The organism is Stenotrophomonas sp. GD04054 (assembly GCF_029836955.1).
Taxonomy (GTDB): domain Bacteria; phylum Pseudomonadota; class Gammaproteobacteria; order Xanthomonadales; family Xanthomonadaceae; genus Stenotrophomonas; species Stenotrophomonas maltophilia_A.
Map to the genome: position 1 here is coordinate 13,782 of NZ_JAOECR010000044.1, position 25,322 is coordinate 39,103.

A 25,322-nucleotide genomic window follows, 5' to 3' on the forward strand; every position below is an offset into this window, starting at 1 on the left:
AAGGACTGGCAACATGGACACCGATAACCGCTCCTCGCTGGCGCGCCAGTGGCGTCTGCTGCAGCTGCTGCAGCCTGCTCCGCACTACCGCACCGTGAAGGAGCTCGCCCAGACCTTGGCGGCGGAGAGCTACAAGGGGGGTACTCGAACCATCGAGCGGGATCTGAACGCCCTGTCGCTGCAGTTCCCCATCGAGAGCAATGATCTTCAGAAACCCTATGGTTGGGCATGGATGCGCGGCGCGGCCGCCTTCAGCATGCCGGGCATGTCCGTCTCACAGGCGGTGGTGCTGCTCACCGCGCAGCGCAACCTGCAGGGACTGTTGCCAGCCAATCACTGGCCTGCACTGACGCCGTTCTTTGACCAGGCAGAGAAGACGCTGGCGGCGGTCCGCACGACGCGTTCCACGCGGCGCTGGCACGAGAAGGTCGCTGTCGTGCCAGCCAGCCAGTCCCTGCTGCCGGCTGCGGTGGACACCGACGTGGCGGTCAACGTGCACCAGGCGCTTTTCAACGAGAAGCAGCTGCGCTTGTACTACGTGGCCCGTGGCCGTAGCGATGCCAGTGAGTACGTCTTCCATCCCTACGGGATGATCCAGCGTGGAACGTCCAGTTACCTGGCTGGACGGATTGATGGGCGCACGGAGACCACTACGCTGTCGCTGCACCGGGTACAGCGTGCAGAAATGCTCGACGCCGACACCGAAGGTGCTGAGTCCTTCGAACTCGGAAACTATGCGAGCCGGGTTGCCGCTGGCTTCGAGAGCAAGGGACCTCTGTCCGTTGAGCTGGAGCTTGATGAAGCCCTGGCCCAGCACCTGGCGGAGACACCGCTCTCCCGTGATCAGAAGCTGGACGTCGGGGACGGTCTTGTTCCCCGTCTGCGGGCCACCGTCGATGACTCCGCCCAACTGCGCTGGTGGCTGCTCGGCCTGGGCGCATCGGTACGCGTTCTGGCTCCCGCAGCACTGGCCGACGATATCGCCGCTCGCCACCGAAGCGCCGCACAGCGTTACTGACGTGTGGGTGCGACGCCGGATGTCGCACGCCCGCAACACAATCCTTCCGCGCTACTCCTTCGACCTACACGCCACACAGGGGAAACAGATGTTCGCTGTTAAGAATCAATGCCTTGGTCTGTTGGACCGGATTACGACGCTGGCTGACAGCGCAGCGATCGAACTGCCTGAAAACCACTCGCTCGCCGAAGAAATGCAGCGGGCCGAACTGTTGGTACCGATCATCGGTGCGTTCAGTGCAGGAAAGAGCTCGCTGATCAACACCTTCCTGGGCGCGGACATCCTCCCGGTCGGTATCACCCCGGAGACTGAGCTGGCCACCGAGTTGCGCTTCAGCCGGGATCCCCACGTTCTGGCGCACCGTGCCGATGGTGGCAGTGATCGGCTCGCCGTGGAGGACTTGCTGTCCATCAAGCCGCGGGCCTCGTCGTACACGCACCTGGAACTGCATCTGGACGACCCGCGCCTGGAAGCGCTGTATCCACAGGTTCTCGTGGACATGCCCGGCTTCGGCTCCTCGCTGGACAGCCACAACAAGGCCATCGCCCATTATCTGCCGCGTGGCGCGCACTTCATCGTGGCCGTGAGCGTGCCCGACGGTACTCTGGCCGAGTCGACGCTGCGCCAGCTTGAAACCATGCAGACCTATGAGGCTGGATTCTCGATCCTGCTGAGCAAGGCGAACCTGCGTTCGGCCGAAGAAGTGGATGCCGTGGAAGTGGCTGTACGGGAGCAGCTTGAGCTGCGCCTGGGCGTTGCGCCGGCCATGGCACGCGACGACCGCAAGCAGGGCAATGGACTGGCCAGTCTGCTGCCCAAGATCAGTGCAAGTGATCTGTGGATCGGCCGCTTCCTGCCGCGAATCTCGCGCCAGCTTGCCCACGCTCGTGCCCAGGTGAAAATGGCACGCAAGGCGTTGGATCAGAGCGATGCGGATATTGATCGCAGCGTACGTCAGCTGAATGATGCCCTGGATGATCTGAACGCCCAGCGCGACGCCCTCGTCGCCAAGCTGGGCCGTAGCCGCCTGAGCCAGGTGGTCGAACAGTGCGTTGAGGAAGTAGGCCAGGCCCTTCGCGAGGCCTCCAGTGAGCTGCAGGCGGCCGCTGCCGGTGGCAACAACCCGCGGTTTGCGCAGGTCGTCAGCGATATTTCCCGCCAGCGCTTGAGTCGTGTGGTCAAGGAACGCATGGAAGGGCTGAGCCAGCAGGCGATTGGTGATCTGGCCAAATCCCTGTCTCAGCGCGAGGTGGATGAGGTTGGCAGTGTCGGCGGACCGGACTGGACGCAGCAGATGCAGACGCGCGTGCAGGAGACGCTGACCCAGACCGGTCAAGCGCTCGAGCGCTGGCAGGGCAACCTGCAGAAGGCGCGTGAAGACGAGAAGCTGCTGCGTCCCTATGCCGGTGATGACGAGAATGATCGGGAGAAGACCCAGAGAGCCCGAGTTGCCTTCCGCAGTATCACCACCGTTCTGGCGGTCACCACCAGCGTCGTGGCTCCGGCGATCGAGCTGGTCGTGATCTTCCTGCCGGAGATCCTCGGGTTTGTGTCGCGCAAGCTCCGCGAGGAGGAGCTGCGCAAGACCATCGACAACCAGGTTATTCCGTCGGTGCAGCGCGAGTTCCGGACCAAGCTGCCCGAGCTGCTGCAGGCACAGGTTGATGGCCTGATCGAGCAGGCCGTGCATGAGTTCAAGACGGCCATCGAGGAAAAACGGCAGCTGCTGGAAAGTGTTGTGGCCGAGCAGAGCAGTCCTGCCCGCGCGGCACGCGTGAAAGCACTTGACGCTGCGGAAGCTGGTCTGACCTCCGTTGCGAACGAAGTCGTCGCGCTGGAGTCCGCCCGATGAGTGCTGAAGTGATCCTGGACCGTCAGCAGAAGTTGATCACGTGGCTTGCAGCACACGCCGACATTCTCAATGGCGCCGTCGGGGCTTCGTCGCAGTGGGAGATCGACACGATCGATAGCCTGAAGGAAGCGTTGTTGCGACTGGACGACGAAAATCGCCTGATGGACATTGGCATTGTCGGCCGGGTCAAGGCCGGCAAATCGACGCTGCTCAACGCGCTGGTTTTCAACGGGGAGTCAGTACTGCCGCAGGCGGCGACGCCGATGACCGCAGCACTGACCACGCTGACCTACGGCGAGCGGTTCAAGGCGACCGCGCGCTTCTACTCCCAGGCGGATCTTGCCAACATCGAGCAGGCTGCTGCTGTGTACAGCGACCTGCTTGAGAAGTCGCTGATCGAAGAGCTGCGACGCACGGAAGGGCGTGCGGGCCTGGACCCTGAGCGCCGAAGGGAGCTGGCCGAGCGGGGTGCCCGACGGGCACTGGCCACCCAGCAGCCGTCCTTGCAGGCCTCGCACGAACAGTGGGCGAAGATCACGGCGTCCGGCCTTTCGCTGGCCCGCCTGAAGGAGGACAAGCCGCTGGAGGCCGACGACGTAGAGGGCCTGGCGGCGTTGCTAGCGGACTACGTTGCCGCGGAAGGTCACTACATGCCTGTAACCAAGAGCGTCGACATCGAGATGCCGGTGGAGGCGCTGCGCGGGCTGCGCATCATCGATACGCCGGGGCTGAATGACCCGGTCGCATCGCGCGAGGCACGCACCCATGATCTCTTGAAGTGCTGCGATGTGGTGTTTGTCGTCAGCCCGGCAGCGCAGTTCATGAGTCAGGAAGATCTGGACGTGATGGCGCGGATCACCGCTGCCGAGGGCATCCGCGAACTGGTGTTGGTTGCCAGCCAGGTGGACAACACGCTGCATGGTTCGGAAATGCAGGCACAGCTGCATGCTTCGCTGACCGGTCTGCGGCGGGAGCTTGCGGGCCATGCGGGCAAGGTGCTGGATAAGCTGAAGCTCTCCAACCCCGAGGTTGGCGATGTATTCCAGAGCCTGGTGGACAAGGGTGAGGATGCGATCATCCACAGTTCCGGCATGTGCCATTCGATGTCCGTCGAGTTCGACAGCGTGGCGGATTGGCAAGGTGGCCGCCTGACGGCATGGCAGAACCTCAAGGAAACCTACCCGGACTACTTCAGGGATGACAATCCAGGGCTGTCACGCACCAATCTCGATCAGTTGGCCAACATGGCCGGTCTGCATGAGGTGGTGGAACAGACCCGTCTAGCGAAAGCGCGCGTGCTGGCCGCTCGGCGCCAGGACCTGCTGGATGCCAAGGAGCGGAAGCAGGTCGAACTGCTGCGTGAGCTGCGCAAGAAGCTGGCGTTGCGCGCAGGTGACATTGGCGATGTGGGCCTGACTGATCTGAAGAAGAACAAACGGGCGCTTGAGCGCAAACGGATCGATCTCACGCGCGCGCTCGACGAAAAACTGATGCGGGTGAGTAGAGACTTTGTCGAGCATCTCGAAGCTTCCATGGAACGCGTCATCGATTCCGCATTCGACGCTGCCGATTCCGGCGTGAAGCGCACGGTTGGAACCGAGACCCGGAAAGTTCGAGTCGAGTCTCACGGTGCACTCAACTGGCTCGCCAAGAAGCTATGGGACGGCGGCTATCGTGAATACGACGAGACCGAGGCAACCATCCTGCCAGCATCGGTAAAGGCTTCGGTGTCGGCTTTCGCAAGTAAGCTGCGGACCGATCTCAACAAGGAAGCGAGGCATGAGCAGGTCAAGTTTGACAGAGCTCTGTTTTCGGAGTTGGTGAGCACGGCCCGTAATGAACTGGGCGATGAATTGGACATTGAAGCTGTCTACTCAGCACTCAAGAGCATCGTCAATAGCGTGGATTTTCCTAAAGTTTCGATCCGAGCACCTGTGCTGGGCACGCCGGCAGCGACCGTGAAGTTGAGAGGCGAGCAGGCGGGCCAGTATCTCGCGGAAGCAATGCATGCAATACACACTTTGCAGAACGCGGCTCAGGATGCGGTCAGCGGCTATGTGGAGGGCGTCTGGTCGAAAATTCCCAAGTCTGTTGCTGGCGAGTTCATTGGATATATCCAGTCGCAGTTCGATGCGCTGCAGAAGTTGATGGAGGAAGCTGAAAAGACGCGGGCGACACTGACCATGATGGATGCGGAGTTGGAGGCAATGCAGTGAGTGGTGATAATGGCAGGCCGTTGTTCGATGGCGCCAGCGCGCAGCACCTTACCTACCTCGCCGGGTGGAAGCCGTGGGGCCGTCGGCCTCACGTGACCGCCATCCAGGAGCAGATGGACGCAGCCAGCCAGCGTTGGATCTCCATCGTGGAGGACCATCGACGGCTCAACATCACGGCGGAGCAACGAGCGCTTGCCTTGGCAGAGCGGGAAGCTGAACTGAAGCACGCATCCGAGGCTCTGGCGGAGCGGGCAACCGAGCTGAAGGATGTGTCCAAGGCCCTGGCCGAGAGTGAGACCACCCGTAGTCGCGAGCGTGACGATGCGCAGACCCGCGAGCAGGCACTGGCTGGCGAACTCGATGCCCAGAGGCAGGTCTCGCAGGAGCTGCAGAAGGAGCTTCAGGAAGCGGGCAGGCGCGAACTGGACCTGAGCCAGCGCTACGGAGCCGAGAAGATGGCCCGGGCGCAACTGACGACGAGCCTGGTGGATGCCCAGGACCGCCTTAAGGTGCAGTCCATGCAGCATGCTGCAACCCAGGCTGCGCTTGAAAGCGAGCAGGAGCAGAGCCGCCAATTGGGTGGCGACCTGGATCTTCTGCAGGCCGAACATGCCGCAACGCAGATCCGCTTTGCGCTCGTTTCGCGCCTGCTTGCTGTGCCGCCGCCGCGAAATGAGGGAATCGAAGCCTTCCAGAAGCTGCTCGATGATGACTATATGCGCTTTGCGAGTGCCGAGGCGTCCCTCGCTGACGAAGCGAAGGCGCTGAGGTTGTTGCAGTCCATCCAGCAGGAGCTGCACCTGATGGCGGCCAATCCGGACATCTTCCGCCGCACGGTCGTGGGGGTGGTCGGTGGCTTCAGCAGCGGAAAGTCGGCCTTCATCAACAGCTTCCTTGGCAAGGATTTCAAGCTGCTCTCCAGCGTCACGCCGGCAACCGTCATCCCCAGCTACGTGTATCCCGCGCAGCAGACGCAGATCCAGGCGTATTCGTTCAATGGCGGCTGCATTGATCTGGATGCCGGGTTCTACCAGGAAATGTCCCGTGCGTTTGTCGAGAAGTTCAGCTTTGACCTCAAGCGGATCATGCCCTTGGTAAGCGTCGGTACCAGCATGGACACCGAGCGCACCGGCAACATCTGTCTGATGGATACCCCCGGCTACAACCCGGGTACCGAGGGTAGTTTCAGTCAGAGCGACCGCGCGGTAGCCGTGTCTCACTCGCGGAAGTCGGATGTGCTTTTCTGGGTCATCGGAATTGACGCCAACGGTACGACTCCGGATTCGGATATCGAATTCCTGAAGGAGATTGGTTTCGAGGGACGTCCCGTCTACGTGGTTCTGAACAAGGCCGATCTGCGATCAGCTGATCAGATTGAAGAGATCCTGGGGCAGATCCAGGACGAAATCGAGCTGAATGGCATCACGGTTGAGGGCATCAGTGTTTACTCCTCAAAATACGGCAAGGAGTACGAATTCCGTGGAAAATCCATGCAGGACTTCCTGCGTGAGCGTCCCAAGGGTCGTCTGCCGATGGAGCATGTCGAGGATCGGATCAACGAGGTGTTCGAGCTTTATCGCAGTGCCATCACCGAATCCATCGCGACGGCGAAGGCCTGCCGCTCGGCCGCGCGTGCGCTTGCATTGGACCTGATGCAGGGAGATGTCCAGGATGCGGCAACCATGCGTTCGGCAACCCAGAACGTGGAGACCATCAACGCGGCGATGAACCTCGACGCCCTGTCCAGACTTCTTGTCGATGCGGACCAGATCAATGCCGCTTTCCTCGATGCAGCAAGACGGGTGCTCACGCCCGCTTGATGCGGGTGTGGGTTGGCATGACCGGTCTTTGCCTGAATGCCGCTATGGCTTGGGGTCTGCCTTCCGCCAGGCCTCAGGCAGACCATTCCAAAGGTGGTCGAGGGTGCGGGTGGGGTGGCCAGAGACGGCGCGTGACCTGCACTGCGGGCAATGGGAGAAGTGCGTCAGCCCTGGCAGACGCACATCCCCCGTTGGCGGGGTGATACGAAGCCAACCGCAGGCTGGGCAGTGATAGGTCCAACGTTGTGTACGTCCCCACATGGGCGGCTTGCCTCCGTATGAATGGCGGGGGCATCCCTGCCCATGGTGCGTCCTGCGGGTCCATCTTCTTTGGGGGCGCGACAGCCAGTGACGCATTGATCGGAAGAATGGCTGGCCGGCACATGCAAGAGCAATCGAGCAGCACAGATACAAGCGTCACCCACACCAGGAACAGGAACAGGGGAAAGTGATGAACCAGCAGACCCAATGCACGCGCCATGTATCGCGCCGTGCATCCACGCGCGCACGCGCCTGCGGGAGGATTTGAGATGCCTTCCAGCCTGACATGGCTCGACCATGACGCTGCGGCACAGGCACGCAGCGCTACGCTGCTGGCCCTTCTGGACCAGCCCGGCACCCGCGACGAGCTCGGATTTGGCGGTATCCGCGATGCGTTGTCCGACCAGCTGTTCCCCGGCACCTCCGTCATCCAGACGCGGCTGCGATACATGCTTCTGCTGCCGAGGATGTTCATGGGCCTGGAGGCTTCTTCGGTACGCCCCAGGGATTTTGCAGAGCGTGCGCGGCAGGATGAGCTGAAGCTAAATGATTGCCTGGCGGCGGAGGACGGGGCGTTCGGTCGTGATTCCGGCCACACGCTCAAGCGCCTTGCCAGCTCCGTCTACTGGGCGGGCATGCGCTCCTGGGGCATCTTCGCGCGATCGGGCTCCCAGCAGGACTACTTCTCGGCCATCGAGCAGATTCGCAGGGAGCGCAGCTGGAAGCAGCAACGCGACGACGGGATGGAGGACGCTGAGCTGATTGCACAGACCTGGCATCCCTCACTGGAGAAGCTGGTACCGGTGGCCGCACTGGAAGAGGGATCGCTGTCCCTGACCGCGGACGAGGCGGAGTTCATCCGCGAGCAATGGAAGGTTCATCACCCGCAGACCCTGTTGGTGTGGCTGGCGCAGGACAAGGGGCGATTGGGCGACTGTGCCGACGCCGGGTTCCCATGGCTGCATCCACAGATCCGCCAGGCTCCGCAGCCGCTGCGTGAGCTCGTGGAACACGCGCGTCAGTTCTCCCGTCTCGCCAACGGTGCGTCGCTGGTCTACAACCTTGCCCTGGCGGAGGCGTCTTCCAACGATGAACGTCGTGAGGAGTACGGCCAGGAACTGAAGACCTGGATCGACGGCGTTCCGGCTTCGCAGCTGGGCGAATGGGACATGGTGCAGTTCTGGGAGCAGGTGGAACGGGTGGGGCGTCCGATTCATCCGCGCACCCGCGAGTTCGTGAGCAGCTGGCTTGCGCTGGTCAAGGCCGGCCAGGCCGACAGCCCGCAGTCACGCAGTCTCGTGCGTGAGCGGGAGCGCTCGCTGAAAGGCAATCTCTCGCGCTTCAATCCTGAAAACCTCGATCGCTGGAGCGGTGCGTCCGGCCTCGGAATCCTCAATTACCGGTGGGGCATCACGCGCCGTCACCTTGCCGACCTCCTGCACGGCCTGGAGGCCGCATGATCCATCCATCTGCACGCAGTACTCTGACCGAGGCCTTGCAGCCCCCCAGCGGCTACCGGTTTGATGCCGGCGTCGCCACTACGTACAGCCTGTCGCTGGGCGCGTTGCTGGGATTGCCTGCACATTTCGCCTTGCTCGGCGACCACGACAACAGCGCCGAAGAAGATCCTTTGCGCCTCGTGGAAGGGCTGCGCCGGGCAAGCCGCAGGCTTGCGGTGTTCTGCGAACGGGGACGGATGGAAGCACCGCCAGCAGGCAACGCATTGGCGGTGCTGGCTGAGGGCATGGTGCATGAGGTCTGCGCCCCACACGGCGGCGCCTTCCACCCGAAGATCTGGGCGCTGCGCTATGTGGCCATCGATGCGGCCGCCGAACCTGCCACCGTCGTACGTCTGCTGGTGCTGACCCGCAATCTGACCTGGGACCGCTGTTGGGACGTGAGCCTGCGCCTGGATGGTGTGCCAGGAAAGGCCAAGGAGGCCAGCAACAAGCCGCTGGCGGACTTCCTGCGCTGGCTGCCGCTGAATACCGAAGGGGCGTCGCCGGACCTGGAGCGGCAGGCGATGATCGTATCGTTGGCGAAGGACATCGAGCGCGCTGACTGGGAAAAGCCTCCGGGCTTCACCCAGCTGGCGTTCCACGTGCTGGGTACTGCAAAGCGGGCAGTGCCGTGGAGTCCGCTCGAGGGCGGTGGCAAGGCCCAGGATGTGTTGATCGTCTCTCCCTTCGTACGCGCTGGCGCGCTGCAGACGCTGCGCGAGCACTGCAACGGCGACTTCATGCTGGTGAGTCGCGCCGATGAGCTGGATAGGCTTCCGGCCGGCGCCTGCCTGGCCGATGACAGTGCCTACGTGTTGAAGCCTGACACGCTGCTCTCCGAAGGTGAAGAGGCTGGACAGGCCGATACGCTGCAGGGCCTGCACGCCAAGGTGGCCGTGTTCCAGCGCGGCCAACGGGTGCACGTTGCAGTCGGTTCGGCCAATTACACCAACGCGGTTGTGCAGAACGGCAGCAACGTTGAAGTGGTTGCGGAGCTGAGCGGTCCGGTGAGCAGGATTCCCGCGCCGAGGCAGTGGCTTGACGAGCATCTCCAGCCCTTGCTGGACACGTACACGCCCGGTGAGGGCGAAGATGCGGAGGGCGCAGAGCGTCGCCAGCTGCAGGACCAGCTGGAGGCCATCCGTCGCCAGATTGCAGCTGCCGCCTGGACGCTGCACTGCGAAACCCATCCGGTCTCGGGATGGAACCTCGCGCTTTCGTGCCCGGGCCTTCCGCTTGACGGTGCCACGCTGCACGCGTGGCCGTTGGCGGTGGTTTCCGAGCGGGCCCGTGCTGTACAGGCGGGTCAGGTTGATCTGGGAACCTTTGCCGGCCATGAGGTGAGTTCGCTGGTTGGCTTCCAGGTCACGCCCAACAGTACCCGCGCCGAGGAGCTGGCCGTCCCGCCGTTGCGCTTCGCGCTGGAAGTTTCACTGGAGGGCGCTCCAGACGACCGCGCGGACGCGCTGGTGGCACAACTGCTGGGTAGCCGCGCGGCGTTCCTGCGCTATCTCGCGCTGCTGCTGGATGATCCCCAGGCCGCAGGCTGTGGAGCGCGCAATCGAGCGGATGGCAGCAGTGGCGGCAGCAGGGATGCGAGTGGCCTCATGGCGAACTACCCGCTGTTTGAACAGCTGCTGCGGATCTATTCCCGCGAGCCTGAACGACTTGAAGCGATTGATCGCATGGTGAAGCGGTTGAAGGACAAGCAGTTCGATGGGCAGCCCTGTCTGCCCGATGATTTCCTGGCCCTCTGGGAAGTTGTGGGAAACGCTATTGGCAAGGAGGCTGCGTAATGAACAGGAATACAGATCTTTCGGATCCGACCCCCGTTCTTGAGCGGCTGAAGGGCTTCCAGCGTAGGACGGTGAACTATGCGTTCCGACGCATGTACGAAGATCACGATCCGGCACTGCGTTTCCTGGTCGCCGATGAGGTGGGGCTGGGCAAGACGCAGGTGGCCAAAGGTCTGATCGCGCGCGTGGTTGCCCATAAGGCAGCCAGCAAAGAGCGCATGGACATCATCTACATCTGCTCCAATGCTTCCATCGCATCGCAGAACCTGGAGCGTCTTCGGCTTCGTTCGACCAAAGCGGTTCGCGCTACCCGGTTGACCCTGCTGCCGCTGGCGCTTGCCGATGGCGGTCTGGAAGGCGACGGTGTGAACTTCATCAGTTTCACACCAGGTACTTCGTTTGAAACAACCAGCCGTGGAGGACTGGCCCGCGAGCGCGTGCTCATCCATCGCATGCTGCAGGGCGTATCCAGGCTCAATGCCAACGGCTTGGCCTGGGTGCTGCGTGGCGGTCTGGGAGATGGCTGGCGGCAGCATTTTGAGCACGAGGACGGCGTGGATGAACCGGATGAGGCCATCACCCGTACGTTTGTCAAGTCGTTGGACAAGAAGCGATTGAGACAGCTTGTCGAAGTCTGTGACAGGCACGCCGGTCGGCGGACGCGTGCACTGGACAGTGACGAGCGCGCCGAAGCCCTCGAGCTGACGTCCTGGCTGCGCACCACGCTGGCGCACTGTTGCCTGAAGGCACTGAAGCCTGATCTGGTGGTGCTGGATGAGTTCCAGCGCTTCCGCGAGCTTCTTGCCGTGCAGGATCCTGACTCCGATGACGAGGCTGCCCCGGCATCTTCTGCTGCAAAGCTGGCGCAGGAGTTGTTCGACCATGAGAACAAGCCTCGCGTGCTCCTGCTTTCGGCCACGCCCTACAAGATGTTCGTCGCCCAGCAGGAGCAGGAGGATCACTACCGCGACTTCCTGGCAACGGCGTCATTCCTGTTCAATGATCCGGAAGAGGTGACCGCGCTCCGCGCTGACCTCGCCGCATTCCGTGCATCGCTGGTGGGCGTGGGGGCATCGCAGGATGATGCACGTGTGCTCAAGGGTGCAATCGAGAGTCGGCTCAAGAAGGTGATGTGCCGGACCGAGCGCGTGGGTGTAACCCGGGGCCGCGATGCGATGGTGAGGGATGTCCCGCTTCCGTTGTCGCTGACATCGGAGGACCTGGCGGACTACGCCTGCGTGGATGCGCTTGCAAGAGCGGCGGGGACGAATGATGTCATGGAGTTCTGGCGCTCCAGTCCCTACCTGCTGAACTTCATGCGTGAGGACGGATACACCTTCAAGCGCCGCATGATGGATCGACAGGGCAAGGCGGCTCTGGGGCGGGCGTTGTCCCAGCATCCGCAGTACAGGACGCTGGATCAGGATGCGCTGCAGCGGTACAGCCCGTTGGTGGCGGCAAACCCGAGAATGGACGTGCTGGCCAAGGATATGGAGGACCAGGGCAGCTGGCGCTTGTTGTGGGTTCCTCCTTCCATGCCTTACTGGGCAGGAGAGGGTGCGTACGCGCAGGTATCCCATTTCAGCAAGACGCTGGTGTTCTCAAGCTGGAACATGGTTCCTGATGCGATTGCCGGCCTTCTTTCCTACCATGCCGAGCAATTGGCCATGGCGGGGCATGCGCTCCAGCCCGGATACGACGCGCCTGGCAAGAGCCTGAGTGCTCGCTTGCGCTTCAACAGCGGCAAGAGCGGGCATGAGGACATGAACGCGCTCACTCTGCTGGTTCCTTCCCTCGCGCTGGCCACAATGGTCGATCCCTTGGCGATGTCGGTCGCTGCAGGTGGCTCGCTGCACTTGGCAGATGCCAGGCGTGAGGCTGCCGGTCGGATCAGGGAGAGGATGGAGTCGCTTGACCTGCCAGCGTCCAGGCACTCGGGGCCGCCTGACGTGCGCTGGTACTGGTTGACGCTGCTTCTGCTTGAGCGTGCGCATGTCCAATCGCATGTGGACCCGTGCTGGGGTTCGGAGGACCTGACGATTGGTGCGGGTGAGGATGAGGAAGACGGTGGCGCCAGCGTTTCAGGGCAGGGGTTCTCCCGTCATGTGGCCTACTGGCGACAGGTATGGGGGCGCGGTTTTGACGAGCCCTCTCTGCAGACGCTTGGGCCACGTCCCGACGACATTGCCGAGGTACTGGCTGATCTCGCATTGGCGGCACCAGGTGTGTGCGCTCTGCGTGCATTGCTGCGCCTGCTGCCGGGAGACAATGAGGCCGACCTTCGCCAGGCCGCCATAAAGATTGCGGACGTGTTCCGCCGACAGCTGAATATGCCCGAAGCGGTCGCCATCATCACTCACGAGGAAGGTGGGGTGTATTGGCGGCGGGCGGTGGCCTACTGCGCAGAAGGCAATTTGCAGGCTTTGCTTGATGAGTACCTGCATCTGCTGCACGAGCAGAAAGCAGCGGACGAGAAATCTACCCATGCTCAGGCCATCGCGAAGGGCGTGAGCGATGCGGGCCACGTGCGCGCAAGCCAGCTTCACCCTGAGGGTGTGAAGCTGCTGGATGGAAAGCTCGTGCGCGATGATGCACTGTCATTGCGTTGCCGGTATGCGATGCGGTACGGAAATGCAACCGAGGACGACAAGGTGGTTGCCCGCAAGGACGCGTTGCAGCATGCATTCAACTCGCCCTTCCGTCCCTTCGTGCTCGCATCCACTTCGGTGGGGCAGGAAGGGCTGGACTTCCATTCCTGGTGCCACTCAATCGTTCACTGGAACCTGCCTGGCAATCCGGTGGATCTTGAGCAGCGGGAGGGGCGCGTTCATCGCTACAAAGGACTGGCCGTCCGCCGAAACGTTGCGCGGCTGGCAGGGTTCGTGGCCGACCAGGCCGCCGGTGACCCATGGGCGGGACTATTCACCAATGCAGAGTTGCCTCACAAGGACACGCCATTGGCGGGCTTGATTCCCTACTGGATCTGCGAGGCACCGGGCGGTGTGGCGGTCGAGCGAAAGGTGTTCCATTTTCCTCTGAGCCAGGACAAGCATCGCTTTGATCGGCTGAAGAGCAGCCTGGCGCTGTATCGCATGGTCTTTGCACAGCCGCGCCAGCAGGATCTTCTGGGGCACCTGCAAGCGCGTGCGGAAGGCGGCGAGGATGTGCAGGCATTGCTGGATACCTGGCGGATCGAACTGCTGCCGGACTGACCGGGTCGGCCGGGCAGGGCGCATGCGCTGCCCCCTGCCTGGCCCACGGAAGGCTCACGCCATCCGCATCCCCTCCCGCTGCACCTGCTGCGCGCTTTCCACATCCTGCGTCTGACGCTGCGCCAGTGCGTCCAGCTGCCGGTAGCTCTGCTCGGCCGGCGCCTGCACGGCCTGTTCGGCGGAGATGGCCACCCGCAGGTGGGCCGGATCATCCAGCGCGCCCTGCACCAGGAACAGGTTCTGCCCCGCCCCCCCAGGGCCGTTGGCCTTGCCGAGCATCACGTGGTCCACCTGGCTGAGGTTGTTCTCTTTGGCCAGCACCGCCAGGCGCGCGGTCACGCCATCAGGGTTGTTGCCCAGTACCAGGCCGTGCTCGGCCTGCAGGCTGGCCACCTGGCCGCGGATCTGCTGGTACACCGGATCGTTGGCGTGGTCGGGGCGGTTGGCGGCCAGCTGCGTTTCGCGGCCATCGCGCTCCAGCGGCTCGTTCATCACCACCTTGGGCGTTTCAAGGCGGGTGCGGTAACTGTCCTCGGGGTGGAAGTGCGTGGCCTTCTCCGCGCGCTCCAGGCGCACGGCACGGGCGTCGTCCAGCGAGGCGATGATCCTCGGGTTGTGCTCACGCAGTGGGATGCTGCCTGGCACCTGCAGGTACCAGGCCTGCTCCTTTTCCGAATACATGTGGTACGAACTGCGCGAGCCGATGACATTGGGATCGCTGCTGGGCAGTGCCTCAGCCATGAGCGAGCCTTCGTACAGGCCCAGCCGGCCGACATAGCCGGTGGCGCTCCAGAAGGGCATGGCCAGGTACGCGCTGCCCAGCGTGTTGGCCGCGCGCTGGGTACCACCGACATCGTTGTTGAGCATCTCCTTCCAGACTTCCTCGGCCTTGCCCTCTCCGCGTTCCTTGCGGGTGGCTTCCAGCAGCACACGCGGGGTCCAGCAGTTGGGGTCGAGGTGGTGGCGCTTGAAGGCTTCATCGTGCGCCTGCTGCACATCGCGGCCGGGCAGATTCAGGGCCAGATCGGGGCGCTTGGCCTCCATCCAGTGCTCGCGGCGTTCCAGGTCGCGGTGCAGCAGGGTCTGGCCGAAGGCCTCCCATTCGCGCTCGGTCAGGTTGCGGTTCTGCAGGGCCGGGTTGCGGTCGTGCTGGTCACGGGCCTGCGACTGCGCGTAGGCGTTGGCGACCTGGCCCGGCAGGTTGTCGTTGCGCACCACGCCCAGGGCCAGCAGACCGTAGCCATCGGAATGTTCCTTGTGCGCCAGGTAGCTCCAGTAGCGCTCGCGGTTTCCGCTGTCTGCGTATTCCCTGAGGATCTCCAGATCCTTGCGGGTCAATTCACCCATGTGTCGTTCCTCCTGAACCCTGGTCGGTTACCGCAGCTTGTAGCGGGCCAGCAGGACGCGCGTGGCGTCCTCCACGGCCTTCCAGTCCTTGAGCAGCACGCGCGGGTAGATCGCGCGCACCGACAGCCCATCCTGCGGGTCGGTGAAGGTATGCGTGCAGGTGGCCACCGGCACATCGGGGTCATCCACCAGCGTGGTGCCCTGCACGGTCAGCCCCTCGCGCCCATCCTGCGGCGGATTGCAGGTGATGAAGGTGGCCAGCGCGCCCTGTGTGTCGCGGGCGATGTACCACTCCTGGTCGGTTTCGGGCGTGCGCACCGGCGGCGTGCCGCGCTGCGCGGCATACGCCTCGGAAAACCGCGTCATGCGGGCTTCGTCGATGGCGTACGGGGTGAGCCCGAAGTGCGGCGTACCGGCGTTGCGCAGGTCCAGCCGGCGGCGCGGGTCGTCACGGTTGATCGAGCCGTCCTCGGTGGTCGCTTCGGTACTGGTCTTGCGCGGCAGCAGCTCGGCGATCGGGAGGGCGTCGATGTAATCCAGCGACAGGCTGATGGCGCGGTGGTGGTCGGACATGCTGCGCGAGGCGCGCGTGCCCGGCGGTGCCGCCTGCAGGTCGGGCCACAGGAGGGTGAGGCCGATGCCGCCGCCCACCGCCGGACCCATCTGGTCGTCGTACAGGTTGGCGGGGAAGGCGTAGCGGTGTGGGCCCAGCGTGGCTTCCACGGGGGCGGTGGTGTAGGTGTAGCCGTCCACGGTGTGGGACTGTGCGGTGTCGGTCATGGGGGTCTCCCGGTGCTCCGGTTCCTTGGAGGGGGCCTTGCTGCAGGCCGTGCTGCTTGCCAAGGCGATGGCCAGGGCCAACCAGCGGCCCGGCGGTGGCAGGTTCATGCGGCCGTTCCTTGAGGTGTACGAGGCACTATAGGACAGGTTCTGCGGCGTATTCCACAGAGCCGGTCACGCTCCATATCTGCATCCGGTGCCTCAGCGTTCGCTGGTTCACACATTCAGCATGCCTCCACTACGGGCTCCGTGCTTCTCCACCTGCCCGCCATCCCACCTATGCCATCATCCAGCCAGGACCGCAGCACCCATCAAGGCTGAACAGGCATGGAGCAGGCAACACGCTACACGGCAACGCTGTACCTGGCCGCCCCCGGCACCCCACTGAAAAGTGGAGGGATCTCGCCGCGCGGCCATATGTACCTGCAGGTGGCGGCAGGCGACGAGGCCCACAGCTACGGCTTCGCACCGCCGCGTCAGGCGCCGGGCGAAACCCACACCGGCGTGCAGTATGCGCAGGTGCGCCACGACGATGCCGATGAGCATCTGGACCCGTATTACAGTCGCACTCTGGAAATCACTGAGGAGCACTATGGTTGCCTGCGTGATTTCGCCGAGGAACCGGCCGAGTTCGAATTCGATGTGGATCGCCCGGCCACCATCAACCGCTGCAGCGATTTCGTATGGGCAGCGCTGCACTACGCTGGCCTGCATCCGCTGCCGGCGCCGCTGGACGGCGGCAGCAACCTAGGCGAGTTCGCGGTGCTGTTCAACCTACCGGAAATCCAGTGCATTGCTGCGCCGTTCCCAGGCAGCGATCTGAATGCCGAAACCCATCACGCGATGCCCGAGCGCGAGGCCGAACACCATCGCCAAGGCGACCGTGGCAGCGATGAGCCGCCGCCGACGCCGATTGAGGTGGCCGGCACGCTGCTGGACCCCTCGCATCCAGACCATCGCCTGTTCGCGCAGCTGATCCAGAAGGTGGCCGAGCTGGACGCCGCGCATGGCCGCCCGTTCGATGCCGCCAGCCAGCGCATCAGCGCAAGCCTTCTGGTGCTGGCCAAGCAGAACAATCTCTCGCGCGTGGACCACGTGCTGCTCAGCCAGCCGACCCAAAGCAGCCATGCCGCCGAGAGCATCTTCATCGTGCAGGGCGATCGCAACGACCCGGGGCACCGCCGCGCCAGCATCGCCACCGAGGTGGCGGCCAAGACCGATGTGGCCGATTCGCTGCGCTTGAAGGAGCAGTAATCCGCGCGCTTGCCATACGCGCGCCGGCGCACGCCACGCCCCCCACCTGCTACCATTCCCCCGCAACCCCAGCCAGCCCACCCGCGCAGACAGATGCAGGTCGGGCCGTCGCAGTACGGCCCAGCGAGCCAGGACACCTTCCCGTGCCCATTCAAGGACGCTCGCATGTTCCGTAATCCTCTTTTCCGCTCGGCCGCCCTGGCCGTTGCCGTTTCGCTCAGCCTCGGCGTGCCCTCCGCGTTCGCCGACAACGCACCCGCCGCCAGTGCCACCGCCGCCGTGCAGCGCCAGGCCGTGGCAAAGGGTCTGTACGAGCTGGCCTACAGCCCGAAGCAGAATGCCGTGTTCGTGGCCTCGTCCGGTGGCTTCGGCGATGACGCTGGCCCGGCCCAGGTGCTGCGCCTGAACCCGACCACGCTGGCCGTGGAAACCCGTATCCCGCTGGAGCGCAAAGCCTTCGGCGTGGTGCTGGATGACGCCCACAACCGCCTGTACGTGGGCAACACCGTGGACCTGTCGGTGACGGTGGTCGACACCGCGCAGAACAAGGCCGTCGGCACCATCCAGCTGATGGAGAAGAAGACCGGCAAGGACGGCAAGGCCGCCTACACCCACGACCTGCGCGAGCTGGTGGTCGACAGCGCCGCCAACCGCCTGTACGTGACCGGCCACAGCAGCCAGCCGGACGTGAGCAGCGTGCTGTTCGTGATCGATACCACCACGCTGAAGGTGATCAACACCATCGATGGCCTGGGCAATGCCAAGGCGCCGGGCCTGGCGCTGGATGCGGCCAACAAGCGCGTCTACACCAGTAACCTGCTGGCCGACCTGGTGGTGGTGGGTACCGATTCGAACAAGGTGGTGGCACAGCACAAGATCGCCGCCGAGCAGCCGATGAACATTGCGCTGGACCCGGCCGGCAAGCGCCTGTTCGTGACCGACCAGGGCTCGGAATTCCTGCGTGGCTACCAGGCCAAGAGCAGCGGCCTGGTCAGCAAGCACCCGGGCCAGCGCGTGCTGGTGCTCGACCGCAGCACCGGCAAGGAGCTGGCCAGCATCCCGACCGACGCCGGCCCGCTGGGCATCCTGCTGGATGCACCGCGCAAGCGCCTGTATGTGACCAACCGCGAAGCCGGCACGGTGACGGCCTACAACAGTGACAGCTACCAGAAGGTGGCCACCTACACGGTGCCGACCCACCCGAACAGCCTGGCGCTGGATGCGAAGAACAACGTGTTGTTCGTGAGCATCAAGAACGGCGAGAAGGACGACAAGGGCGCTGACGAGAGCGTCGCGCGCATCCAGCTGTAAGCGGTGCCCAGGCTGTAGACGCGGGGGCAGGGCGCGATGCGCTGCCCCCTTTTCAAGCTGCAGCGTTTATCCCATCCGCGGCGCAGGATTCTGCATTTCCTGCGTCTGCACCTCGACCTGCGGCTGCGCACCCAGCCCCAGCTTCTGCATCGATTGCTCCACCGGCGTCTGTACCGCCACAGCCGTCGGCATCATCGCGCGCAGGTGCGCCGGATTGGCCGGGTCGCCCTGCACCACGAAGACGTTGTGCCCGGCCGGGTGCTGGGCCGTGGCATTGCTGACCAGCACATGGTCGACCTGCTGCAGGCCCTGCTCGCGGGCGAGCACGGTCAGGCTGGCAGTCAGTCGTTCACTGGTCTGATCGAACGGGCGACCATGCTGGGCGTCCAGTGTGGCCACGCCCTGGCGGATCTGCTGGTTGAGGCCGTAGTCGGGGTGGTTGGGGGTGATCTCTGCCATGGCGATCGAACGGTAGCGGTGGGTCGTGGTGGGCCCGGTCAGTATAGATCCGGCCCGTGAAGCGCGCCCGAGGAGTCAGTCCGCCGGCCGATGGTCGTAGCTGATCACCCGCTCGGCCAACCAGCGCCCGTCCACGCGGCGCCAGATCTGGATGAAGCGGGCCCGGCCCACCCAGCGCTCCACGCCGTCCTTGCCGCGTTCATGGAAGCGGTGGTCGCCGATCTCCAGCGCCCGCTCGTCGCGCAAGGGGAACACCTGCAGCGAAGGTTCCACCAGCTCACGGCGCAGGCTCCAGCCGCCCTTGCGCGCATTGCTGCACATGTTGGCCACGCTGCGGCGGAAGTCCTCGCGGTTGCTGGCTGACTTGCCATCCTTGTCATGGAAGAACTCCATGTCTTCGGTGGTCATCGCGGCGGCCCTGTCGGCATCGCAGGCCTCGAAGGCCACAGCAAAGAGCTGGGTGTCGGCCTGGCGGATCTGTTGGCGCAGGTCATCGGCGGGCGACGGTGCGGCAGCGAGACCGGCGGCAAGCAGGGGCAAGGTAAGCAGCAACATGGCGAAACTCCCGGGGATGGTTCACGCAGGCTCGCATGGCGTTTGGGCCGCTGCAGCCGGCTTCCGATGAAACGGCCCTTCTACGGAGTGAATGCCCGCATTGACGGTCCGGCTCCGGCGGCGTCGCCTGTGCAGGCGATGTCATGGCGATCGGCGATTCCGTCACGGTCGCGATAGGGGCCGGCCAATAGCCTGAAAGCCTCCCCTTCCACAGGAGCTCCCATGCCTGCTTCCCGCATCCGTCTGCACGTTGAAGACACCGGTGGTGACGGCCGCCCGGTCATTCTGATCCACGGCTGGCCGCTGTCTGCCGATGCCTGGAAACAACAGGTGTCGATCCTGCGCGATGCGCAGCATCGGGTGATCAGTTACGACCGGCGCGGCTTCGGCCGTTCCGACAAGCCGGCCGAGGGCTATGACTACGACACGCTGGCAGCGGACCTGGCCGGGGTGATCGAGGAGCGTGACCTGCACGACGTCACCCTGGTCGGCTTCTCGATGGGCGGCGGTGAGGTGGCGCGCTATGTGAGCAATCATGGGCAGGACCGTCTGCACAGCGTGGTGTTTGCAGCGGCGGTGCCGCCGTTCCTGCTGCGCAGTGATGACAACCCGGAAGGCCCGCTCACCCAGGAAAAGGCCGATGAAATGCGCAGCGGTCTGGAGAAGGATCGTGAGGCGTTCTTCGATGACTTCACCCGCGATTTCTTCAGCGCCCATGGCCAGTTGATGGTGACCGAAGAGACGCGTCAGGCGGCGATCGCGCTGTGCCATCAATCCGACCAGGTGGCGGCGCTGGGCTGCATGAAGGCGTTTGCCACTACCGATTTCCGCGATGACCTGAAGAAGATCACGGTGCCGACCTTGATCCTGCACGGTGACAGTGACGCCATCGTGCCGTTCGAGGGCTCCGGCCAGCGCACCCATGAGGCGATTGCGGGCAGCGAGGTGGTGATCCTGGAAGGCGCGCCGCATGGCTGCAACACCAGTCATGCTGATCACTTCAATCTGGCGCTGTTGAACTTCCTGAAGCAGTAAGCTGCGGCCATGCGTGAACCGAAGACGCCCCCGTGGAAGAAGCCCAATCCCAAGGGCCAGACGTCGCAGCCGTTGTCGCCTGCGCAGAAGGAGGCAGCCCGGCAGCGTGCGGAAGAGAACGGGCGGCGTTATCCCAATCTGGTGGACAACATGTGGGCCGCGAAGCTGCCGCGCGGATCGTGATCTGTAGAATCGAGCCATGCTCGACTCCGCTCTGCATCCATCCATGCATGGCGTGGATCTACTGCAACAGCAGCCGAGCATGGGCTCGACTCTACAGGTCGACCAGCGGCTTCCAGCCGGGTTCCAGCCAGGGTGAGATCTCGCGCTGGCGGACGGTGATTGCCTCCGTCGGCAGCCCCGCCAAGCGCGCAAGCTCTGCACGCAGCAGCTCGGCATCCACCGGCACTGCCGTAGCCACCTGCAGGCGATCCCCCTGATGCCTCACCTGTACCGGTAGCATGGCGTGCGCATCATGCTCGCCGCCGGTGCGTCCGATCGGGTAGCGCATCGTTACCGGCCGCGACAGTTGCGCCAGTGCTGGCTGCCACGCCTGCAGTACGAGGGGCTGCCCGGCAGCGGGAACATGTACTTCAGCAATCGTAGCCGGGTAGCCGGTGATGCTCTCGACCATGACCTGGAAGCGCGCGCCATCCGGCACGACCAGCACGGTGGCGATCAACGTGAAGAGCGAAACGAACACCGCTGCGAGGTTCCAGCTGCGCGGCGCGGAGGCCGGGCGAGTTGCGGTACGCAGACCTGGCTTTCGCCGCAGCTTGCGCGCGTAGATGCGCCGGTCCTTCCTGCGCGGGCTGCTGCTGTGCTCGGGCAGGTTCAAGGGAACCCGTGGAAGGCGCGCCACGCGGGCCTTGATCAGGCGCGACAGCAGCATCCAGGCGATCACGAACGCCAGCAGCGGAAGCAGCGTTCGCACCCACAGATACAGCGTGACCATCCACAACACCTCTACATACGACCATCCATGCTCATCCACATCCTACCGGGACCGCGCGCCGGTTGTCGTATCCGCCAGCCGACAAGCACAGGGCGCTTGGTTAGGATGGTCCTTTGTTGTCATGGATGAACCGATGGTCTCTGCTGCTACCCGCTTTTGTCGTATCTGTGGTCCTGGCCCGATCCTGCTGGCACTGCAGGTGGTGGCGCTGCTGGCGGTAGCCCTTGCAGTCGGTTTCTTCCACTACCGTGTGGGACTGCTGCTGGAGCCGGTGGATGATGCATGCGGTGGGCCCGACCCTGTCGCGCGCATGCAGGTGGCCGAACAACTGCTGGCGCGGTCCACTGCGCTTGCACCGTGGCAACCCTTGCAGTGGATTCCGATGGCGGGCGTGGTACTGGCGCTGCTGGGCGCGATGTCGATCAGCGTCTACCGGCTGGGCCGCCTGTCGGAACGCCTGCGACGTGCCAACTGGGGGCTGATGGCGCTGCACGCCGCGATCCTGACGCTGGCCCTCAGGGCATTGCACCTGTACGACCTGGCATGGACTGGCGTGGCCAAGTTGTCCCCAGCGGCGTGCCTGGTGGAGCTGGGCGAGCAGGGCCGGTTGCCGCTGGCACAGGCACAGCAGGTGGTGTTCGAGATTCTCACCCATGAGCATGCACCGCTGCTGCGCAATCCCGATGATCTTGCCCTGGTGCTGGTCGCGTTGATGCTGATGGCGATGGCTGCAGGATTCATGTTGTGGCGGGCGATCGTGCGCGAACGTCAGGTGCAGTCGCCCGGCCCATAGCGGGTGTGGGACCGGCCGCGCGCCCGCAATCGCGCTAGAGTCAGCACTTCGCCCCTGCAAGGATGTGCTGATGCGTTGGTTGCTGCGTGCTGTGCCATTGCTGCTGTGTTCGTTGGCGGTACACGCCGCCGAGGTGGATCGCCGGATCGCGATGACCATCGACGACCTGCCGTGGGCGCGGGTGGACGAGATCGTTCCGCCGGACCTGCAGTCGCGGCACGAAGCACTGATGGCCCAGCTTCGCCAGGCGGGTGTGCCGGTGGTCGGCTTCGTCAACGAGAACAAGCTTGAGATCAACGGACACGTGCAGCCCGCGCGGGTGCAGATGCTGCGCGACTGGCTGGACGCCGGGTATGTGCTGGGCAACCACACGTATTCGCACATGGATCTGAACGCCAGGGGGGTGCCTGCGTTCCAGCAGGATTTTCTGCGTGGTGAAACGGTGCTGCGGCCGTTGCTGGCCGAGCGCGGACTGAAACCGCAGTGGATGCGCCATCCCTATCTGCGTGCCGGACGCACACCGGAAGAACGCGCGGAGATGGACGTGTTCTTCAAGCAGCACGGCTACCGCGTGGCACCGGTGACGGTCGACAACGGGGAGTGGGTATGGGCGTTTGCCTATGCCAACGTGATGAACGAGCAGCCCGATTCCCCGGCGCGCGAGGCGACGCTGGCGCAGCTGCGCAAGGGCTATGTGCCGTACATGCTGAACAAGCTGGACTACTACGAGAAGCAGTCGCAGGCGCTGCTGGGCTACGCGCTGCCGCAGGTCTGGCTGATGCATGCCAACGAACTCAATGCAGCCACCTTCGCCGAACTGGTGGCGGCGACGAAGCGGCGCGGCTATCGCTTCATTTCACTGGATGAGGCGATGCGCGATCCTGCTTACGCGCGCGGCGCCGAGGGCTACAGCGGTCGCTATGGCCCGAGCTGGCTGCACCGCTGGGCGATGGCCGAGAAGAAGCCGAAAGACTTCTACGCCGGTGAACCGGAAGTGCCGAAGTGGGTGATGAAGCTGGCGAAGGTTGACTCGGAATGAAGCTCAGCGCTTGACGGCCAGCACGCCGTCAAGCGCCAGCTCGGCCTTGAAACCGGCCTTTTCCAGGCGCTTGGCCACTTCGCGCGGCACGTCGCGGCCGCTGGTCAGCTTGTTCGGCGCGCCGGTGTAGTGGAACAGGCGCCCGCCCTTGCGGATGACGCGGGCGAGGTGATCGTAGAACACCTGCGAGTACAGTTCGCCGGCGATGCCGAAGCGCGGCGGGTCGTGCAGGATCGCGTCGACACTGTTGCTGGCCACCTGTTCGATCTGCTGCGAGACGTCACCGTGGCTGAACTGCAGGCGGCCCCCGGCGGCGGCCGAGTCCGGATCCGGCGACCACGGGTTGAGCGTGCGCAGCCACATCACGTCGGCGTTCTTTTCGAACGAGCGGATCTGGCCGACACCGGCCTCCAGCGCGCAGGCGGCGAAGTAGCCCAGGCCGCCGCAGGTATCGAGGATGACCTTGCCGGCCGGGGCGACCAGCTCGACCTTGCGGCGCGCATCCTCGAACGGTGACAGCTTGGAGGTCGGCAGCATCTTGATGCCGTCGATCTCGAAGGTCGGTGCGCCCCATTCGGTGGGCACCAGCTTGATCAGCGAGCCGCTGTAGCGCGAGATCGGTGCGAAGTCCTCGCCGTCCCAGTAGTACAGCGTGCGGTCCTTCAGCTTGCCCGGCCACGGGTAGCGCTGGCCACGGAAGTGGAAGCCGTCGGCATCCAGCACCACGCTGTCCTCGCTGCGGCCAAGGTCGAGCGAGCCCTGCCAGTCGGCAGCGCCCTTGTCATGGGCACGGCGCAGGGTGTCAGCGCTGTCGCGGGTCAGCAGGGGGCCGGTGTAATGGGGCACGGCGGGTACCGGGGCGGTTCGGGGGAGGGCATGGTACCGCAGCTGTTGCCGGGGCCACGTGTGGCTGCTGCAGTAGATCCACGCCATGCGTGGATGTAGACGGGAGGAGCCGAGCGTGGGCTCGGCGCTACCGCTGGCTGGTGCAGCTGTAGCCGTGTGTGGTCCCTTCCCCCGAGAGCATGCCGACGCCACGCGACGGCTGCATGCCTACACGGGCGCACGACCGACGATGGACGTCCTGGGTTTCTGGTGGCTGCCGATCAAAGTCGTAGCGCAGGCTGCCGTCTTCCTGCAGCAGCCAATGCACGGTAACGCGCTCGTGGCGACCATCACCGAGATCCCAGTCCAGGGTGCGCATGATCAGGGTCTGGCCATCGGACAGCTGCCGGACTTCGTCATAGGCACCCTGGGTCTTCGGCGCGCTTACCGCAAGCAGCAGAAACAGCAGCATTGGCATCGCTCCTCAAAGAAGACAGGTTGTAACCATAGTGCCCTGCGCCGCCATCAGAATCATTGCATCTACGGGCACTTCACCGCATACACCGGCCCAGCCCCGATCAGCATCAGCGCCATGTAGTCACTATCACTGGCCTTTCCCTTCAGCGTCGCGCCCTTGTTGAAGTGGAAGATGCCGAAGCCACCGGCCATGCGGATCAACGCACTGTCGATCTGCTCGGCGTCATCGCGGAAGTAGCGGCTGATCTCGCTGCGGGTGGCCTTGTGCAGCGCATTGGGTTCGCGCTGCCACTGCTCGCCGCGGCTGAAGGAGACGAAGTACTGGCCGCCTTCCTTGTCGATGCGGAAATCGGCCGGCTTGCGCGCGCCGGTGGCGAAGCAGCCCTGCAACGGGTCGGCGCTGAAAGGAAGCCCGGCATCACCACTGCAGGCGGCGAGCAGCAGGAGGGCACCGGGCAGCAGCAGGCGGAGCGTGCGCATGGGATGTCCCGACGGGGCAGGTGCGGCTAGTGTAGGCAGCACACGGGCGTGGTCCGTACAGAAATTCGGCAAGGACACAGGGGTTTTCGGATGGCGAAGGGCAAGGCACCGTGGTGCGGCGTGGCCAGTTGGCTGGGGATCGTGGTGGGCTGGGGCGCGGGCAGCCTCGCTGCGCAGGCGGCGGTGGCCGCAGGCGGCAATGGCATGGCTGCGGGATTGGGCGTGGGGGTGCTGGGCGCGGCGCTGGTGGGCTGCGGTCTGGCGGTGGCTTCGCGCGTGCGCGGCGAGCGCTGGCCGTGGATCGGCATCGGTGGTGCAGTGCTGAGCGCGCTGCCGCT

Annotated in this window: 22 protein-coding genes; 14 read left to right on the forward strand and 8 right to left on the reverse strand. The window is 64.4% G+C overall.

Going from position 1 to position 25,322, the window contains the following annotated elements:
- Window positions 1-13 precede the first annotated feature (13 nt).
- From N7573_RS17310 to N7573_RS17340, 7 genes are all read left to right on the forward strand, one after another.
- Window positions 14-1,018 carry a WYL domain-containing protein gene (locus N7573_RS17310; protein ID WP_004139622.1) on the forward strand — a complete coding sequence of 335 codons (1,005 nt, stop codon included), beginning with the start codon at window positions 14-16 and terminating at the stop codon, window positions 1,016-1,018.
- A gap of 88 nt (window positions 1,019-1,106) precedes the next feature.
- The gene (locus N7573_RS17315; protein ID WP_032968364.1) at window positions 1,107-2,870 is read left to right on the forward strand and encodes a dynamin family protein; all 1,764 of its coding nucleotides are present in this window, start codon (window positions 1,107-1,109) and stop codon (window positions 2,868-2,870) included.
- Complete coding sequence (locus tag N7573_RS17320; protein ID WP_182267145.1) at window positions 2,867-5,086, forward strand: dynamin family protein; 2,220 nt, start codon at window positions 2,867-2,869, stop codon at window positions 5,084-5,086. Before N7573_RS17315 ends, N7573_RS17320 begins: the two co-directional genes overlap by 4 nt.
- A complete protein-coding gene (locus N7573_RS17325; RefSeq protein WP_279912349.1) occupies window positions 5,083-6,906 on the forward strand; it encodes a dynamin family protein in 1,824 nt (607 codons plus the stop codon). Before N7573_RS17320 ends, N7573_RS17325 begins: the two co-directional genes overlap by 4 nt.
- A gap of 530 nt (window positions 6,907-7,436) precedes the next feature.
- Window positions 7,437-8,627 carry a DUF6361 family protein gene (locus tag N7573_RS17330; protein WP_004139630.1) on the forward strand — a complete coding sequence of 397 codons (1,191 nt, stop codon included), beginning with the start codon at window positions 7,437-7,439 and terminating at the stop codon, window positions 8,625-8,627.
- On the forward strand, window positions 8,624-10,462 hold the full coding sequence (locus N7573_RS17335; RefSeq protein ID WP_279912350.1) for a phospholipase D family protein: 1,839 nt from the start codon (window positions 8,624-8,626) through the stop codon (window positions 10,460-10,462). Before N7573_RS17330 ends, N7573_RS17335 begins: the two co-directional genes overlap by 4 nt.
- Window positions 10,462-13,674, forward strand: coding sequence for a helicase-related protein (locus N7573_RS17340; RefSeq protein WP_279912352.1), 3,213 nt, complete (start codon window positions 10,462-10,464; stop codon window positions 13,672-13,674). Before N7573_RS17335 ends, N7573_RS17340 begins: the two co-directional genes overlap by 1 nt.
- Before the next feature lie 54 nt (window positions 13,675-13,728).
- Here the strand turns inward: N7573_RS17340 and N7573_RS17345 are convergent, their stop codons facing one another.
- Together N7573_RS17345 and N7573_RS17350 are read right to left on the reverse strand one after the other, a co-directional pair.
- Window positions 13,729-15,021, reverse strand: coding sequence for an XVIPCD domain-containing protein (locus N7573_RS17345; RefSeq protein ID WP_049462930.1), 1,293 nt, complete (start codon window positions 15,019-15,021; stop codon window positions 13,729-13,731).
- 27 nt (window positions 15,022-15,048) lie between these two features.
- Window positions 15,049-15,909, reverse strand: a complete 861-nt coding sequence (locus tag N7573_RS17350) for a hypothetical protein (protein ID WP_004139637.1) — start codon at window positions 15,907-15,909, stop codon at window positions 15,049-15,051.
- Window positions 15,910-16,128: 219 nt separating this feature from the next.
- Between N7573_RS17350 and N7573_RS17355 the strand changes: the two genes are divergently transcribed.
- Together N7573_RS17355 and N7573_RS17360 are read left to right on the forward strand one after the other, a co-directional pair.
- Window positions 16,129-17,055: an XVIPCD domain-containing protein gene (locus tag N7573_RS17355; RefSeq protein ID WP_279912353.1), complete on the forward strand. Its 927-nt coding sequence runs from the start codon at window positions 16,129-16,131 to the stop codon at window positions 17,053-17,055.
- 165 nt (window positions 17,056-17,220) lie between these two features.
- Window positions 17,221-18,366, forward strand: coding sequence for a YncE family protein (locus N7573_RS17360; protein WP_180853046.1), 1,146 nt, complete (start codon window positions 17,221-17,223; stop codon window positions 18,364-18,366).
- A 66-nt stretch (window positions 18,367-18,432) separates the two neighbouring features.
- Here N7573_RS17360 and N7573_RS17365 read toward each other — a convergent pair whose 3' ends face one another.
- Window positions 18,433-18,825: an XVIPCD domain-containing protein gene (locus tag N7573_RS17365; RefSeq protein ID WP_279912354.1), complete on the reverse strand. Its 393-nt coding sequence runs from the start codon at window positions 18,823-18,825 to the stop codon at window positions 18,433-18,435.
- Between the two features lie 75 nt (window positions 18,826-18,900).
- Window positions 18,901-19,380 (reverse strand): nuclear transport factor 2 family protein, encoded by a 480-nt coding sequence (locus N7573_RS17370; RefSeq protein ID WP_279912355.1) that lies wholly within the window; start codon window positions 19,378-19,380, stop codon window positions 18,901-18,903.
- Between the two features lie 222 nt (window positions 19,381-19,602).
- Between N7573_RS17370 and N7573_RS17375 the strand changes: the two genes are divergently transcribed.
- Window positions 19,603-20,415 (forward strand): alpha/beta hydrolase, encoded by an 813-nt coding sequence (locus N7573_RS17375; protein WP_279912356.1) that lies wholly within the window; start codon window positions 19,603-19,605, stop codon window positions 20,413-20,415.
- Window positions 20,416-20,424: 9 nt separating this feature from the next.
- Entirely contained in the window at window positions 20,425-20,598 is a 174-nt protein-coding gene (locus N7573_RS17380) for a hypothetical protein (protein ID WP_097048477.1), read from the forward strand.
- A gap of 91 nt (window positions 20,599-20,689) precedes the next feature.
- Here N7573_RS17380 and N7573_RS17385 read toward each other — a convergent pair whose 3' ends face one another.
- Window positions 20,690-21,370, reverse strand: coding sequence for a hypothetical protein (locus N7573_RS17385; protein WP_121504768.1), 681 nt, complete (start codon window positions 21,368-21,370; stop codon window positions 20,690-20,692).
- A gap of 133 nt (window positions 21,371-21,503) precedes the next feature.
- On the opposite strand from N7573_RS17385, the gene N7573_RS17390 reads away from it, so the two are divergent.
- On the forward strand, window positions 21,504-22,163 hold the full coding sequence (locus N7573_RS17390; protein WP_279912357.1) for a hypothetical protein: 660 nt from the start codon (window positions 21,504-21,506) through the stop codon (window positions 22,161-22,163).
- 70 nt (window positions 22,164-22,233) lie between these two features.
- Window positions 22,234-23,202 carry a polysaccharide deacetylase family protein gene (locus N7573_RS17395; RefSeq protein ID WP_132809012.1) on the forward strand — a complete coding sequence of 323 codons (969 nt, stop codon included), beginning with the start codon at window positions 22,234-22,236 and terminating at the stop codon, window positions 23,200-23,202.
- A gap of 3 nt (window positions 23,203-23,205) precedes the next feature.
- Here N7573_RS17395 and N7573_RS17400 read toward each other — a convergent pair whose 3' ends face one another.
- The 3 genes from N7573_RS17400 to N7573_RS17410 all read right to left on the reverse strand — a co-directional run bounded on the left by N7573_RS17400 (window position 23,206) and on the right by N7573_RS17410 (window position 24,984).
- Window positions 23,206-24,048: an MnmC family methyltransferase gene (locus N7573_RS17400; protein ID WP_107431311.1), complete on the reverse strand. Its 843-nt coding sequence runs from the start codon at window positions 24,046-24,048 to the stop codon at window positions 23,206-23,208.
- A gap of 127 nt (window positions 24,049-24,175) precedes the next feature.
- Window positions 24,176-24,499: a hypothetical protein gene (locus N7573_RS17405; RefSeq protein ID WP_088435675.1), complete on the reverse strand. Its 324-nt coding sequence runs from the start codon at window positions 24,497-24,499 to the stop codon at window positions 24,176-24,178.
- A gap of 68 nt (window positions 24,500-24,567) precedes the next feature.
- The gene (locus N7573_RS17410; RefSeq protein WP_279912358.1) at window positions 24,568-24,984 is read right to left on the reverse strand and encodes a hypothetical protein; all 417 of its coding nucleotides are present in this window, start codon (window positions 24,982-24,984) and stop codon (window positions 24,568-24,570) included.
- Between the two features lie 90 nt (window positions 24,985-25,074).
- Here N7573_RS17410 and N7573_RS17415 point away from each other — a divergent pair.
- On the forward strand, window positions 25,075-25,322 hold a 248-nt coding region (locus N7573_RS17415), incomplete at its 3' end, for a hypothetical protein (protein ID WP_279943234.1).

Excerpts from the sequence above, each read along its gene's own strand:
- N7573_RS17310 (WP_004139622.1), top strand. The coding sequence starts at position 14 with ATGGACACCGATAACCGCTCCTCGCTGGCGCGCCAGTGGCGTCTGCTG.
- N7573_RS17315 (WP_032968364.1), top strand. The coding sequence starts at position 1,107 with ATGTTCGCTGTTAAGAATCAATGCCTTGGTCTGTTGGACCGGATTACG.
- N7573_RS17320 (WP_182267145.1), top strand. The coding sequence starts at position 2,867 with ATGAGTGCTGAAGTGATCCTGGACCGTCAGCAGAAGTTGATCACGTGG.
- N7573_RS17330 (WP_004139630.1), top strand. The coding sequence starts at position 7,437 with ATGCCTTCCAGCCTGACATGGCTCGACCATGACGCTGCGGCACAGGCA.
- N7573_RS17335 (WP_279912350.1), top strand. The coding sequence starts at position 8,624 with ATGATCCATCCATCTGCACGCAGTACTCTGACCGAGGCCTTGCAGCCC.
- N7573_RS17340 (WP_279912352.1), top strand. The coding sequence starts at position 10,462 with ATGAACAGGAATACAGATCTTTCGGATCCGACCCCCGTTCTTGAGCGG.
- N7573_RS17345 (WP_049462930.1), bottom strand. The coding sequence starts at position 15,021 with ATGGGTGAATTGACCCGCAAGGATCTGGAGATCCTCAGGGAATACGCA.
- N7573_RS17350 (WP_004139637.1), bottom strand. The coding sequence starts at position 15,909 with ATGAACCTGCCACCGCCGGGCCGCTGGTTGGCCCTGGCCATCGCCTTG.
- N7573_RS17355 (WP_279912353.1), top strand. The coding sequence starts at position 16,129 with ATGGAGCAGGCAACACGCTACACGGCAACGCTGTACCTGGCCGCCCCC.
- N7573_RS17360 (WP_180853046.1), top strand. The coding sequence starts at position 17,221 with ATGTTCCGTAATCCTCTTTTCCGCTCGGCCGCCCTGGCCGTTGCCGTT.
- N7573_RS17365 (WP_279912354.1), bottom strand. The coding sequence starts at position 18,825 with ATGGCAGAGATCACCCCCAACCACCCCGACTACGGCCTCAACCAGCAG.
- N7573_RS17370 (WP_279912355.1), bottom strand. The coding sequence starts at position 19,380 with ATGTTGCTGCTTACCTTGCCCCTGCTTGCCGCCGGTCTCGCTGCCGCA.
- N7573_RS17375 (WP_279912356.1), top strand. The coding sequence starts at position 19,603 with ATGCCTGCTTCCCGCATCCGTCTGCACGTTGAAGACACCGGTGGTGAC.
- N7573_RS17380 (WP_097048477.1), top strand. The coding sequence starts at position 20,425 with ATGCGTGAACCGAAGACGCCCCCGTGGAAGAAGCCCAATCCCAAGGGC.
- N7573_RS17385 (WP_121504768.1), bottom strand. The coding sequence starts at position 21,370 with ATGGTCACGCTGTATCTGTGGGTGCGAACGCTGCTTCCGCTGCTGGCG.
- N7573_RS17390 (WP_279912357.1), top strand. The coding sequence starts at position 21,504 with ATGGTCTCTGCTGCTACCCGCTTTTGTCGTATCTGTGGTCCTGGCCCG.
- N7573_RS17395 (WP_132809012.1), top strand. The coding sequence starts at position 22,234 with ATGCGTTGGTTGCTGCGTGCTGTGCCATTGCTGCTGTGTTCGTTGGCG.
- N7573_RS17405 (WP_088435675.1), bottom strand. The coding sequence starts at position 24,499 with ATGCTGCTGTTTCTGCTGCTTGCGGTAAGCGCGCCGAAGACCCAGGGT.
- N7573_RS17410 (WP_279912358.1), bottom strand. The coding sequence starts at position 24,984 with ATGCGCACGCTCCGCCTGCTGCTGCCCGGTGCCCTCCTGCTGCTCGCC.